This is a genomic window from Bacillus sp. 275 (assembly GCF_001999205.1).
GTDB classification, from domain to species: domain Bacteria; phylum Bacillota; class Bacilli; order Bacillales; family Bacillaceae; genus Bacillus; species Bacillus velezensis.
In genome coordinates this window covers 1,305,817-1,318,738 of the sequence record NZ_CP019626.1, presented here as the reverse complement: position 1 = coordinate 1,318,738, position 12,922 = coordinate 1,305,817, and the positions used below count along the sequence as shown (strand labels likewise).

The 12,922-nt window shown below is 49.3% G+C and carries 11 protein-coding genes; 9 read left to right on the top strand and 2 right to left on the bottom strand.

Going from position 1 to position 12,922, the window contains the following annotated elements; all coding sequences use genetic code 11:
• Positions 1–86 precede the first annotated feature (86 nt).
• Genes purM through purD form a run of 4 tightly spaced genes read left to right on the top strand, consistent with a single transcriptional unit; the run spans position 87 to position 4,530 of the window.
• On the top strand, positions 87–1,127 hold the full coding sequence (gene purM, locus BZ167_RS06130) for a phosphoribosylformylglycinamidine cyclo-ligase (protein WP_061861223.1): 1,041 nt from the start codon (positions 87–89) through the stop codon (positions 1,125–1,127).
• The gene (gene purN / locus BZ167_RS06125; RefSeq protein WP_015416971.1) at positions 1,124–1,711 is read left to right on the top strand and encodes a phosphoribosylglycinamide formyltransferase; all 588 of its coding nucleotides are present in this window, start codon (positions 1,124–1,126) and stop codon (positions 1,709–1,711) included. Before purM ends, purN begins: the two co-directional genes overlap by 4 nt.
• Positions 1,708–3,246, top strand: a complete 1,539-nt coding sequence (gene purH / locus BZ167_RS06120; protein WP_015416972.1) for a bifunctional phosphoribosylaminoimidazolecarboxamide formyltransferase/IMP cyclohydrolase — start codon at positions 1,708–1,710, stop codon at positions 3,244–3,246. Before purN ends, purH begins: the two co-directional genes overlap by 4 nt.
• Positions 3,247–3,261: 15 nt before the next feature.
• Positions 3,262–4,530, top strand: coding sequence for a phosphoribosylamine--glycine ligase (gene purD, locus BZ167_RS06115; RefSeq protein WP_015416973.1), 1,269 nt, complete (start codon positions 3,262–3,264; stop codon positions 4,528–4,530).
• 169 nt (positions 4,531–4,699) lie between these two features.
• Here the strand turns inward: purD and BZ167_RS06110 are convergent, their stop codons facing one another.
• Positions 4,700–4,930, bottom strand: a complete 231-nt coding sequence (locus tag BZ167_RS06110) for a YgaP family membrane protein (protein WP_017419030.1) — start codon at positions 4,928–4,930, stop codon at positions 4,700–4,702.
• 121 nt (positions 4,931–5,051) lie between these two features.
• Here BZ167_RS06110 and BZ167_RS06105 point away from each other — a divergent pair, with 121 nt between their 5' ends.
• The 3 genes from BZ167_RS06105 to BZ167_RS06095 are packed head-to-tail and all read left to right on the top strand — an operon-like array spanning position 5,052 to position 8,128.
• Entirely contained in the window at positions 5,052–6,794 is a 1,743-nt protein-coding gene (locus tag BZ167_RS06105) for an adenine deaminase (RefSeq protein WP_015416974.1), read from the top strand.
• 24 nt (positions 6,795–6,818) lie between these two features.
• Positions 6,819–7,814 (top strand): DUF3048 domain-containing protein, encoded by a 996-nt coding sequence (locus tag BZ167_RS06100; protein ID WP_012117003.1) that lies wholly within the window; start codon positions 6,819–6,821, stop codon positions 7,812–7,814.
• A 2-nt stretch (positions 7,815–7,816) separates the two neighbouring features.
• Positions 7,817–8,128: a YerC/YecD family TrpR-related protein gene (locus tag BZ167_RS06095; protein WP_003155745.1), complete on the top strand. Its 312-nt coding sequence runs from the start codon at positions 7,817–7,819 to the stop codon at positions 8,126–8,128.
• A 34-nt stretch (positions 8,129–8,162) separates the two neighbouring features.
• On the opposite strand, the gene BZ167_RS06090 is transcribed toward BZ167_RS06095, so the two are convergent.
• The gene (locus BZ167_RS06090; RefSeq protein ID WP_012117004.1) at positions 8,163–9,737 is read right to left on the bottom strand and encodes an FMN-binding glutamate synthase family protein; all 1,575 of its coding nucleotides are present in this window, start codon (positions 9,735–9,737) and stop codon (positions 8,163–8,165) included.
• Between the two features lie 195 nt (positions 9,738–9,932).
• Here BZ167_RS06090 and BZ167_RS06080 point away from each other — a divergent pair, with 195 nt between their 5' ends.
• Positions 9,933–10,622: a heptaprenylglyceryl phosphate synthase gene (locus BZ167_RS06080; protein ID WP_015416977.1), complete on the top strand. Its 690-nt coding sequence runs from the start codon at positions 9,933–9,935 to the stop codon at positions 10,620–10,622.
• Between the two features lie 57 nt (positions 10,623–10,679).
• Complete coding sequence (pcrA, locus tag BZ167_RS06075; RefSeq protein WP_020955453.1) at positions 10,680–12,899, top strand: DNA helicase PcrA; 2,220 nt, start codon at positions 10,680–10,682, stop codon at positions 12,897–12,899.
• Positions 12,900–12,922 lie beyond the last annotated feature (23 nt).

Below are 12,922 nucleotides of genomic sequence, written 5' to 3'. Positions count from 1 at the left end.
GAAAATGACATAAAGGCAGCGGGAATTCAGGCTGCCTTTCTCTTTCTGCCTTTTAAGGAGAAACGAATTGACAAGGAGTGATAGGGATGTCTGATGCTTATAAAAATGCCGGAGTTGACATCGAAGCCGGGTATGAAGCCGTCAAACGAATGAAAAAACACGTGGAGCGCACGAAAAGGCTCGGCGTTATGGGAAGCCTGGGCGGTTTTGGCGGAATGTTTGATCTGTCAGAGCTTCCGTATCAAAAGCCTGTTTTAATTTCCGGAACAGACGGTGTCGGCACCAAGCTGAAACTCGCATTTTCAATGGATAAGCATGACACGATCGGCGTCGATGCGGTCGCGATGTGTGTAAACGATGTGCTTGCCCAAGGAGCGGAGCCGCTGTTTTTCCTTGATTATTTAGCGGTCGGCAAGGCCGATCCGGTAAAAATTGAGCAGATCGTTCAGGGCGTGGCGGACGGATGCGAGCAGTCAGGATCAGCGCTTATCGGCGGTGAGACGGCGGAAATGCCGGGGCTGTATACGGCTGATGAATACGATATTGCGGGCTTTTCAGTCGGCGTCGCGGAAAAAGACGAAATCGTCACCGGTGAACATATCGAAGAGGGGCATCTCTTAATCGGACTTACTTCAAGCGGCCTTCACAGCAACGGGTTTTCCCTAGTGAGAAAAGTGCTTCTTGATGACGGCGGACTTGATTTGGAGACTGTCTATGAACCGTTTGCGCGTCCTCTCGGAGAAGAATTGCTGGAACCGACGAGAATATATGTGAAGCCGGTGCTCAAGGCGGTGAAAAGCGGTAAGGTGGACGGCATGGCGCATGTGACAGGCGGAGGATTCATCGAGAACATCCCGCGGATGCTGCCGGACGGATTGAGCGCGGAAATTGATCACGGATCATGGCCGATCCCGCCGATTTTTCCGTTTCTGCAGGAGCACGGCAAGCTGAAAGAAGAAGAAATGTTCAATGTCTTTAATATGGGCATCGGTTTTGTCCTTGCTGTTAAAGAAGAGGACTTGACAGACGTTATCGACACGCTTGAAGCTCAGGGCGAGAAGGCTTATTTGATCGGCCGGGTCAAGCGGGGCGAAGGCATTTCTTTCGGCGGTGCGGCTCTTTCATGAAAAAGTTTGCGGTATTTGCTTCAGGAAACGGATCGAACTTCGAGGCCATTGCCAAACGCATGAGAGAAGAGAAGTGGGATGCGGAGCTCTCGCTTCTCGTGACGGATAAGCCTCAGGCAAAGGCGGTGGAAAGGGCGGAGGCTTTACACATTCCGTCATTCGCCTTTCAACCGTCATCTTTTGAAAACAAAGCGGCCTTTGAACGGGCCGTTATTGAACAGCTGCGCCTGCACGGGGCGGAATTAATCGTTCTCGCCGGCTATATGAGACTGATTGGAGATACGCTGCTTGAAGCATACGGGGGCCGCATTATTAATATACATCCCTCGCTTCTTCCGGCATTCCCCGGGATTGACGCTGTCGGACAGGCGTATCGGGCCGGTGTGAAAGTGGCGGGCATTACCGTTCATTACGTCGACGAAGGCATGGACACCGGACCGATTATCGCGCAAAAAGCATTCGAAATACAGGAAAACGATACGCTTGAAAACATAGAGCATACAATACACGAGCTTGAGCACAAATGGTATCCGAGCGTTGTGAAACAGCTGCTGGGACTAAATAACAGAGGTGAAAAGGCATGACAATCAAACGCGCACTAATCAGTGTTTCTGATAAAACAAATCTCGTACCTTTCGTAAAGGAACTGACAGAGCTCGGCGTCGAAGTCATTTCGACCGGAGGAACAAAAAAACTTCTTCAGGAAAACGGTGTGGATGTCATCGGCATTTCAGAAGTGACCGGATTTCCTGAAATTATGGACGGACGGTTAAAAACGCTCCATCCTAATATTCACGGCGGACTGCTTGCCGTAAGAGACAATGAAGAGCATATGGCGCAGATCAATGAGCATGGCATTGCCCCCATTGACCTTGTGGTCGTCAACCTTTACCCGTTTAAAGAAACGATTTCGAAAGAAGACGTAACATACGATGAAGCGATAGAAAACATTGATATCGGCGGTCCCGGCATGCTGCGCGCCGCATCGAAAAACCATCAGGATGTGACGGTCATCACAGATCCGGCCGATTACAGCTCCGTGCTCAATGAGATGAAAGAACACGGCGGCGTTTCGCTTAAAAGAAAACGCGAGCTTGCGGCCAAAGTATTCCGCCATACCGCGGCATATGACGCATTAATCGCTGATTACTTAACACGCGAGGCCGGTGAGAAAGACCCTGAGCAATTCACCGTTACATTTGAGAAAAAACAATCGCTCCGCTATGGTGAAAACCCTCACCAAGAGGCTGTTTTCTATCAAAGCGCACTTCCCGTCTCCGGTTCCATCGCGGCGGCAAAACAGCTTCACGGCAAAGAGCTTTCTTACAACAATATTAAGGACGCAGATGCGGCCGTTCAAATCGTCCGGGAATTTACAGATCCCGCAGCTGTTGCCGTTAAACATATGAACCCGTGCGGAGTCGGTACGGGAGCTTCAATTGAGGAAGCATTCAATAAAGCGTATGAAGCTGATAAAACCTCCATTTTCGGCGGCATCATCGCGCTGAACCGTGAAGTTGATCAGGCAACGGCTGAAGCCCTTCACGGCATCTTTTTAGAAATCATTATCGCCCCTTCTTTCAGTGAAGAAGCGCTGAACGTACTGACGGCGAAGAAAAACCTTCGTCTGCTCACGCTTGACGTGTCCGCATCAGGGAAGAAAGAAAAACAGCTGACATCCGTACAGGGCGGCCTTTTGATTCAAGATTTAGACGTCCATGGATTTGATGACGCCGACATCAGCATCCCGACAAAAAGAGAGCCGAGCGAGCAGGAATGGGAAGATCTGAAGCTGGCCTGGAAAGTCGTCAAACACGTGAAATCCAACGCGATCGTTCTTGCAAAAGACCATATGACGGTCGGTGTGGGAGCGGGACAGATGAATCGCGTCGGTTCAGCTAAAATCGCCATTGAGCAGGCCGGAGAAAAAGCAAAAGGCAGCGCGCTCGGATCAGACGCGTTTTTCCCGATGCCGGATACAGTCGAAGAAGCCGCAAAAGCGGGCGTCACGGCGATTATCCAGCCCGGCGGATCGGTCCGCGATGAAGATTCGATTAAAAAAGCGGATGAATACGGGATCGCCATGGTATTCACCGGCATCAGACATTTCAAACATTAAGAGGGGGAACGAAGCGTGAATGTATTGATTATCGGAAAAGGCGGCAGAGAGCACACACTGGCTTGGAAAACGGCGCAAAGCCCGCTTGTTGACACGGTGTACGCCGCGCCCGGAAATGACGGTATGGCAGACTGCGCGACGCTGGTCAACATTGAAGAAAGCGATCATGCCGCACTCATTGCGTTTGCGAAAGAACATCATGTCGGCCTGACGATTATCGGCCCTGAAGTTCCTCTGATTGAAGGGATAGCCGACGAGTTTGAAAAAGCCGGACTGCTTGTTTTCGGACCGTCTGAAAAAGCGGCTATCATTGAAGGGAGCAAACAGTTTGCCAAGGATTTAATGAAAAAATACGGCATTCCGACGGCGGAGTACGAGACGTTTACTTCATTTGAAGAGGCGAAAGCATATGTGCAGCAAAAAGGCGCGCCGATTGTCATTAAAGCGGACGGGCTTGCCGCCGGAAAAGGTGTCACGGTCGCGATGACGGAAGAAGAAGCGATTGAATGCCTGCACGATTTTCTTGAGGATGAGAAATTCGGGGAGGCGAGCGCATCTGTTGTCATTGAAGAGTTTCTCGCCGGCGAAGAATTTTCTTTAATGGCGTTTGTAAAAGGGGAGACCGTCTATCCGATGGTCATCGCTCAAGATCATAAACGCGCCTTCGATGGAGACAAAGGGCCGAATACGGGCGGAATGGGAGCCTACTCACCGGTGCCGCACATTTCCGATGATATCGTCAGAAGCGCAGTCGAAACGATTGTGAAGCCGGCGGCAAAAGCAATGGTCAAAGAGGGGCGCTCCTTCACGGGCGTGCTGTACGCGGGGCTGATTCTGACGGAAAACGGATCAAAAGTCATTGAATTCAACGCGCGCTTCGGAGATCCGGAAACACAGGTTGTCGTGCCGAGAATGGAATCCGACCTCATTCAGGTGCTCTTAGATCTTCTGCATGAGAAGGATGTTGACCTAAGGTGGAAGGATACGGCCGCCGTCAGCGTTGTGCTGGCTTCTGAAGGCTATCCGGAAGGCTATGCGAAAGGCACTCCGATCGGCAGTTTGACGTCCGCTGAAGACGGGATCGCCGTTTTTCATGCCGGAACGAAAAAAGACGGCGGACAATTTGTTACAAACGGCGGCCGGGTCGCCAATGTCACGGCATTTGCTGAGACATTTGAAGCGGCGAGAGATAAAGTGTACAGCGCCGTTTCAGGGCTGACAAAACCCGGACTGTTTTACAGAAGCGACATCGGCGCCCGTGCGCTGAAAGCATCGCAGCGATAAAGAGGAAACCCCCGCGTCATATAAGATGCGGGTTTTCTTCTGAAAAGACGACTAAGACTGTCGGCTTACCGTGTGACACGCAGTCATCGATGAAGTCTTCCGGCGTATAGACGGATTCTTCTCAGACTCGCGGGACAGGAGAAATTAAATAACAAGCCGAAACGGCTTGTTATTTTTCTTGCTGATGGCTGTCATCCTGATTCATTCCGGTTTGGAACATATATGTCACCGGACAGAAGCGGAGGATGCCGGATGCCGCTTTCATCGCGCCCATCATCATACAGAAGAGATGCATCTTGCACCAAGGTTTTCTCGTGTATTTCGCTGAAGCAGCAGACAAAATGGTGAGGCCGCAAGTGATGCGCATAACGGCATTTAATAAACTGATATTCGGTTTCATCATTTCAGCTCCCTTAGAAAAAGTTTTTCATTCATCTTCAATAATTTGTAACGTTTTAGCCGTGCGATAATTGTGCGGATGTGATACGATGGGTCTAATATAAGCGAAGGAGAGTATGTGAATGTCCGAACGTACCTTTAACTGGAAAAATAAAGACATCAGATCACAGGCGGATGTTGTAGACTCAAAGCTGCTTCCAACGCTACTTTTACGGGATGCTCTCGTATTAAATCCTTTTTTAAAACAATGGCTGAAAAAGAATGTCTGGATTTACGGAGATCGAATTGTATATGTTGGTCATGAGCTTCCTGATGCAGCAGAGCACATTCATACCATAAATTGTGAAGGAAAATACATTGTGCCAGGTTACATTGAACCGCATACACATCCTTTTCAAATATATAATCCCCAAACGCTCGCCGAATATGTGTCTCAATTCGGAACAACGACGTTTGTTAATGATAACTTGTTTTTTCTTTTGCACAGCGGTAAAAAGAAAGCGCTTACTATATTGGAGGAACTGAAAAAACAGCCGGTGCAATATTTCTGGTGGTCCAGATATGATCTGCAGACTGAAGTGCTGAATGAGGATCAGCTTCTTTCTTTTGATGTCCGAAAGCAATGGATTGAGCACCCGGATGTCATTCAAGGCGGAGAATTGACCGGATGGCCGCGCCTCATGGACGGCGATGACCTGATGCTTCATTGCATGCAGGCGACAAAAAAACTGCGCAAACGGATAGAAGGGCATTTTCCCGGAGCCTCTGAAAAAACACTGACGAAGATGAAACTGTTCGGAGCTGATTCCGACCACGAGGCGATGAATGGCGGCGAGGTGATGAGACGGCTTGAATTGGGCTACTATGTTTCGCTCAGACATTCATCCATCCGCCCTGATTTGAGAACGATTTTGCAGGATCTCCATCAAAAAGGCTTCCGGCATTATGATCATTTCTTCTACACGACGGATGGAGCGACGCCGCATTTTTATAAAGGCGGCATGACGAATGAATTAATCAAAATCGCTTTGGAGGAAGGAGTTCCGGCGATCGATGCCTACAATATGGCCTCCTTTAATATCGCGAAGTATTATCAGATGGACGACTATCTCGGTGTGGTCGGTCCGGGACGGCTTGCTTCATTGAACATTCTCGATGACCCGATGAATCCGGACCCGGTCACGGTGATCTCCAAAGGCATCCTGCTGAGGGAAGACGGCCGAAATATGAATGCGTTTACAGAAACGGATTGGAAAAAGGGCGGTCTTGTCCCTCTTGAGCTTTCATATGATATGACGATGGATGATTTACAGTTTTCAATGCCGATGGGTGTGACCATGCGCAACGCGGTCATTATGGAGCCGTATATGATTGCGATTGATAATTCTGTTGACCAGCTTTCTTTTGATCATGATGAATGCTATCTCACGCTTCTCGATAAGCATGGAAAATGGCGGGTCAATACAATGCTGAAAGGTTTTGCCGATCGGGTGCAGGGCTTTGTCAGTTCCTACACGACAACCGGAGATATTATCGCTGCCGGAAAAAATAAAGAAGATATCCTGCTCGCTTTCTCACGGATGAAAGAAATCGGCGGCGGAATCGTGCTTGCCGAAAACGGGAAGATTCTGCATGAGATTCCCCTCGCCTTAAACGGTTCTGCATCTGCGGAGAAGTATGAAGAAGTGCTTGAGAAAGAGCAAAAACTGAGGACGCTGCTGGAGGAGCGGGGCTACCGATTCTGCGATCCGATCTATACGCTGCTCTTTTTGCAGAGCACACACCTGCCTTATATCCGCATTACGCCGAGAGGAATATTCGACGTGATGAAAAAAACTGTACTCTTTCCATCGATAATGCGTTAAAATATAAAAGCAGGGAGCCGACATATGAAAAGATGGAAAACCGTTTGTATGCTTTGTTTTGCGTTTTTGCTGCTTGCCGCCTGCCGGCAGAACAATGCCGATCAGGTGCAGCCGAAAGAAGCGGAAGCTCCTTTAACGGGGCTGAAAACTGAGCAGAAGCTTGCAGAACGCCGTCCGATTGCAGTCGCAGTGAACAATCATCCGAAGGCGAGGCCCCAATCCGGGCTGTCAAAGGCGGATGTTGTCATCGAAGCGCTCGCGGAGGGCCGGATTACGCGGTTTCTCGCGATTTTTCAAAGTGAGATGCCGGAAACGGTCGGGCCTGTGCGGAGCGCGAGGGAATATTTTGTCACGCTCAGCAGCGGGTTTAACAGCATATTTGTCCATCATGGCTGGAGTCCCGGCGCAAAAAAGCAGCTGGAGTCCGGAGCTTACGATTATATAAACGGTTTGGATTTTGACGGAAGCCTGTTTTGGAGAGCCGATTTCAGCAAGCCGCCCCACAATTCCTACACGTCGTATGACAATATCAGGAAGGCGGCGGAACAAAAAGGATACAAGCTGAACGGAAAAACAGAACCGCTCCCATTTCAGACATCAGATGCAAAACCAGGAAATGAAACCTACAATATTCGGATAGATTATGGAACACAAAACATTACAAATCTTGTCGAATACGATTATGATAAAAAAGCTGATGCTTATACAAGAAGCTCTGATGGTGTGAAAGCGACAGACCGGGAGACCGGAAAGCCTTTAGCCATGCACAACATTTTTATTGTTGAAGCCGGCCATCGCATGACAGACAAAGATGGAAGGCGGGCCATCGATATTCAGTCAGGGGGGAAGGGCCTCCTGCTTCAGCACGGCGATGTTATAGAGTCAGACTGGGAATATAAAGACGGCCGTATTCTGCCCGTAAAAGGCGGTGAGATTCTTCCGTTTGTGCCAGGAAAGACATGGATTAATATCGTGCCTGATCTCGATGCAGCTTCCATTAGTAAAGGAGAAGGTGTTTGACGATGCAAATCGATAAATTACGCGGAAAAGAACTGGACCAGTTATTTTTATCTATTTTATCGCTGAAAGATCTGGAGGAATGCTATCGTTTCTTTGACGATCTTTGTACGATTAATGAAATCCAATCGCTGGCGCAGCGTTTGGAAGTGGCAAGAATGCTCCGCGAAGGAAATACGTATCACAAAATTGAAAGCGAAACGGGTGCTTCCACAGCGACGATTTCCCGGGTGAAGAGATGCTTAAATTACGGTAACGACGCCTATGAAATGGCGCTTGACCGCGTAAACAAAGGAGAATCCTCCTCAGCTACGTAAAAAACCGCTCTGCCGATGACGGCAGGCGGTTTTTTTATGCGTGCTGATTCAAAAGGCCGGGAAGTTCCCTCAGGCTTCCGTCTTCCTCCCGGTATACAATGTGTTCAGCTGAAAAATGAATCGGTGAGCTGATGCCCGCCGCCGCGGCGAGGTGAAACAGCCCTTCACGCAACGAGAGCACGTAGTTGCAGACGCGGTGCTGTTTATCCTCGATACTGAGCGCGCGCTGAAGTTTTGGGTCGGTTGTCGCCACTCCGACAGGACAATGATTGGTGTGGCATACTTGAGCGCGGATACAGCCGACTGAAAACATCATTCCCCGGGCAATATTGACAAAATCCGCGCCTAACGCGAGGGCAACGGCAATCTTATCCGGAGTGAGCAGCTTTCCGGATGCGAAAATTTTCAGCTTATCTCTTATCCCGTATGTCTTCAAAAGGCCGTCAACAAGGGGAAGGCCGGTCAGAATCGGCAGGCCGACAGAATCCGCCAGCTCATGGAAAGAAGCTCCCGTTCCCCCTTCACTGCCGTCAATCGTAATAAAGTCGGGAAGTTTGCCTGATGAACTCATACAGGAAATAAGGTCTTCAAGGTCTTTGCGGCTGCCCGGGACAATTTTGATGCCGACCGGTTTTTCACCGACAGTCCTTAATTTCTCAATGAAATCAAGCATGTCCGGAACATTTGAGAACTCGTTGAATCGGTTTGGGCTGTCAATGGATTGTCCGGGCTGCACATTTCTGATGGCGGCAATTTCTTCGGTCACCTTTGAACCGTCAATATGCCCGCCTCTTGCTTTCGCCCCTTGCGCAAGCTTTAATTCAAAGGCTTTAATCTGCTCGAGGCGGCTTTTTTTCTTGAATTCTTCCCATGAAAATTCTCCATCTTCAGTGCGCACGCCGAACAGCCCGGGGCCGATTTGGCAGATAATATCCGCGCCGCCTTTCAGGTGATACTCAGACAGGCCGCCTTCGCCTGTATTCATCCATGTGCCGCCGGCCTGGTGCAGCCCTTTTGACAGGGCGGTGATTGCCCTGTCGCCAAGTGAGCCGTAGCTCATCGCTGATTGTCCGATTAACCCTTTCACATAAAACGGCTTCTTGCATGTGTCGCGGCCGATCACTTGCACATCGTCCGGATGCAGGTAATAAGGGTCCGCTTTTGCCTTTTCGCGGTGTTCGCTGCGTTTCAGCAGGTTGTCTTTGTCAATCTTGTATACCATCGTGTCGATCTTCGGCGTCTGATCTGCGCGCAGCTCCTCCCTTTGTTTCGGGAAGAGGGCGTTACGGATATAATAGCCTGGCTGATTGAAATCCCGTTCTGAGCCGAAGCCCATCATTCTGCTCTTATACTTTCCCGACATGACCGTCTGTTCATATTCTCTCCGGGAAAACGGCTGTTCTTCGTTATCATTGCTGAATAAATACTGCCGCAGCTCAGGTCCGATTTTTTCAAATATGTAGCGCAGTTTTCCCGCTACGGGATAATTGCGCAGCACTGAATGTTCTTCCTGCTTTTCGTCTCTTATGTATATCCAGAGAAACAATGCGGCGGGAACTAAAATAATAAAAATCAATATACAAATCAGTACGATAATGGCTTGTTCCATTGAGATCAGACTCCTTGTCTTTTTTCTCTTTGACATTCCACATATTGTCTGTTTTCAAACATAGCCGTTTCCCGTCCGGCGGAGCGCAATCTTTTTTTGTGAATCAGGTGAATGACGTCTTTTTCCGTTTTTCCGGGCCAAACGAATTTGTTATAATGTTTAAATGGCAAGAAACGAATGGAGGAACGAAAACGCATGTACGATGTTAACGAGTGGAAGCATGTTTTTAAACTCGATCCGAATAAAGATTTACCGGATGAACAGCTGGAACGGCTTTGTGAATCAGGGACTGACGCCATTGTGATCGGAGGAAGCGACAATATCACCGAGGACAATGTGCTGAGACTGATGTCAAAGGTGCGGCGGTTTTTAGTGCCGTGCGTACTTGAGGTGTCGACGATTGATTCCATTGTGCCCGGGTTTGATCTTTATTTCATTCCGAGTGTGCTCAACAGCAAAAAGGCGGACTGGATTGTCGGCATGCATCATCAGGCGATGAAAGAATACGGAGAGCTCATGTCAATGGAGGAAATCGTGACGGAGGGCTACTGCATCGTCAACCCCGATTGTAAGGCGGCCGCTTTGACGGAGGCGGATACACATATAGAAACAGAAGATATTCTCGCCTATGCGCGGGTCGCGGAACATTTGCTTCATCTCCCGATTTTTTATCTGGAATACAGCGGGATGCTGGCGGACATAGAAACGGTGGAGAAAACGAAGGCTGTGCTGGACAAGTCCGTCCTGTTTTACGGAGGCGGCATTAAAGACGCGGAAACGGCGGAACGGTTCGGCCGTCATGCCGATGTCATCGTTGTCGGAAATGCCGTATATGAAGATTTTGATCAGGCGATTAAAACGGTGGCGGCTGTAAAGACAAAGTAGCCAAGCGGACGAAATTGATTTATGATAGAACATATGTTTGATAGGCGGTGAACGGATATGAATTACATTAGCAATCAATTATTAAGCGGATTAAATCCCGTTCAGCAGGAAGCGGTCAAGACGACGGACGGTCCGCTGCTTCTGATGGCGGGCGCGGGAAGCGGAAAAACACGTGTGCTGACGCACAGAATCGCATACTTAATGGCGGAAAAACACGTGGCGCCATGGAACATTCTGGCGATTACATTTACAAATAAAGCCGCCAGAGAAATGAAGGAGCGGGTGGAGAGCATTCTCGGACCCGGCGCGGATGAAATCTGGATATCCACTTTCCACAGCATGTGCGTGCGGATTCTGCGCAGGGATATTGACAGAATCGGCATCAACCGAAATTTCTCCATTCTTGATACGGCTGATCAGCTTTCCGTTATTAAAGGGATTCTGAAAGAGCGGAATATCGATCCGAAAAAGTTTGATCCGAGAAGTATTTTAGGCTCCATCAGCAGCGCAAAAAACGAGCTGATCGAACCTGAGGAATTCGCAAAATCGGCCGGCGGCTACTACGATCAGGTCACGAGTGACGTGTATACCGATTATCAGAAAAAACTGCTGAAAAACCAATCGCTCGATTTTGATGATTTAATCATGACGACGATTAAGCTTTTCGAGCGTGTGCCGGAAGTGCTTGAGTTTTATCAGCGCAAATTCCAGTACATTCACGTAGACGAGTATCAGGATACGAACAGGGCGCAATACCTGCTTGTGAAGCAGCTTGCGGCCCGTCTTGAAAATATCTGCGTCGTCGGTGACTCCGACCAGTCCATTTACAGATGGCGCGGGGCGGATATCGCGAATATCCTTTCCTTTGAAAAAGATTATCCGAGCGCAAACGTGATTCTGCTCGAGCAAAACTACCGCTCAACAAAGCGGATTCTGCAGGCGGCTAACGAAGTGATCAAAAACAACTCAAACCGCAAGCCGAAAAACCTGTGGACGGAAAATGACGAAGGCATCAAGCTTTCTTATTACAGCGGCGACAATGAATTCGGCGAAGGCCAATTCGTCGCGGGCAAAATTTACGAGCTGCACAGCTCGGGCCGGCGGAAGCTTTCCGATATCGCGATTTTATACCGGACAAACGCCCAGTCGCGCGTCATTGAGGAAACCCTTTTAAAATCCGGACTGAACTACAATATCGTAGGCGGAACCAAGTTCTACGACAGGAAAGAAATTAAAGACATTCTCGCATACCTGCGCCTTGTGTCAAACCCGGACGACGACATCAGTTTTACGCGGATCGTCAATGTGCCGAAGCGGGGCGTCGGCGCCACTTCGCTAGAAAAAATCGCTTCATATGCGGCGATGAACGGAATGTCAATGTTCCAGGCGATCAAACAGGTTGATTTCATTGGCGTCAGCGCGAAAGCGGCAAACGCGCTTGACGGCTTTGGCGCGATGATTGAAAATCTGACGAACATGCAGGATTACCTGTCCATTACGGAACTCACGGAAGAAATTCTCGAGAAAACGGAATACAGAGAAATGCTGAAGGCCGAAAAATCAATCGAAGCCCAAAGCCGCCTTGAAAATATCGACGAGTTTCTTTCCGTGACGAAAAACTTCGAACAAAAAAGCGAAGACAAGTCTCTCGTCGCGTTTCTGACTGATTTGGCGCTGATTGCGGATATTGACCAGCTCGACCAGAAGGAAGAGGAATCAGGCGGAAAGGATGCCGTCACTTTAATGACACTGCACGCCGCTAAGGGGCTTGAATTTCCTGTCGTGTTCTTAATGGGCATGGAAGAAGGCGTGTTCCCGCACAGCCGCTCCCTGATGGAAGAAGCCGAGATGGAAGAAGAACGCAGGCTCGCATATGTAGGCATTACGAGGGCGGAAGAAGAACTGTATTTAACGAATGCCAAAATGCGCACCTTATTCGGCCGCACCAATATGAATCCGGAATCCCGCTTTATCAGGGAAATACCTGGCGATTTATTGGAGAACCTAAATGAGAAGAAAACACCCCGCATGCAGCCGGGAAGAAAAGTGCAGCCGAAACGCGGGCCCGTATCCCGTCCCGTTTCCTATGCGAACAAAACAGGCGGCGACTCGCTCAGCTGGGCGGTCGGCGATAAAGCGGGCCATAAAAAATGGGGCACCGGAACGGTTGTCAGCGTAAAAGGAGAAGGCGAAAGCACCGAGCTTGATATCGCATTCCCGAGCCCAGTCGGCGTGAAGCGTCTGCTTGCCGCTTTTGCGCCGATTGAAAAGCAGTAACCTGAAGAGGAAAGGAAGAACAT

Excerpts from the sequence above, each read along its gene's own strand:
- BZ167_RS06095 (WP_003155745.1), top strand. The coding sequence starts at position 7,817 with ATGCAAATCGATAAATTACGCGGAAAAGAACTGGACCAGTTATTTTTA.
- BZ167_RS06090 (WP_012117004.1), bottom strand. The coding sequence starts at position 9,737 with ATGGAACAAGCCATTATCGTACTGATTTGTATATTGATTTTTATTATT.
- BZ167_RS06105 (WP_015416974.1), top strand. The coding sequence starts at position 5,052 with ATGTCCGAACGTACCTTTAACTGGAAAAATAAAGACATCAGATCACAG.
- pcrA (WP_020955453.1), top strand. The coding sequence starts at position 10,680 with ATGAATTACATTAGCAATCAATTATTAAGCGGATTAAATCCCGTTCAG.
- purN (WP_015416971.1), top strand. The coding sequence starts at position 1,124 with ATGAAAAAGTTTGCGGTATTTGCTTCAGGAAACGGATCGAACTTCGAG.
- BZ167_RS06080 (WP_015416977.1), top strand. The coding sequence starts at position 9,933 with ATGTACGATGTTAACGAGTGGAAGCATGTTTTTAAACTCGATCCGAAT.
- purM (WP_061861223.1), top strand. The coding sequence starts at position 87 with ATGTCTGATGCTTATAAAAATGCCGGAGTTGACATCGAAGCCGGGTAT.
- BZ167_RS06110 (WP_017419030.1), bottom strand. The coding sequence starts at position 4,930 with ATGAAACCGAATATCAGTTTATTAAATGCCGTTATGCGCATCACTTGC.
- BZ167_RS06100 (WP_012117003.1), top strand. The coding sequence starts at position 6,819 with ATGAAAAGATGGAAAACCGTTTGTATGCTTTGTTTTGCGTTTTTGCTG.
- purH (WP_015416972.1), top strand. The coding sequence starts at position 1,708 with ATGACAATCAAACGCGCACTAATCAGTGTTTCTGATAAAACAAATCTC.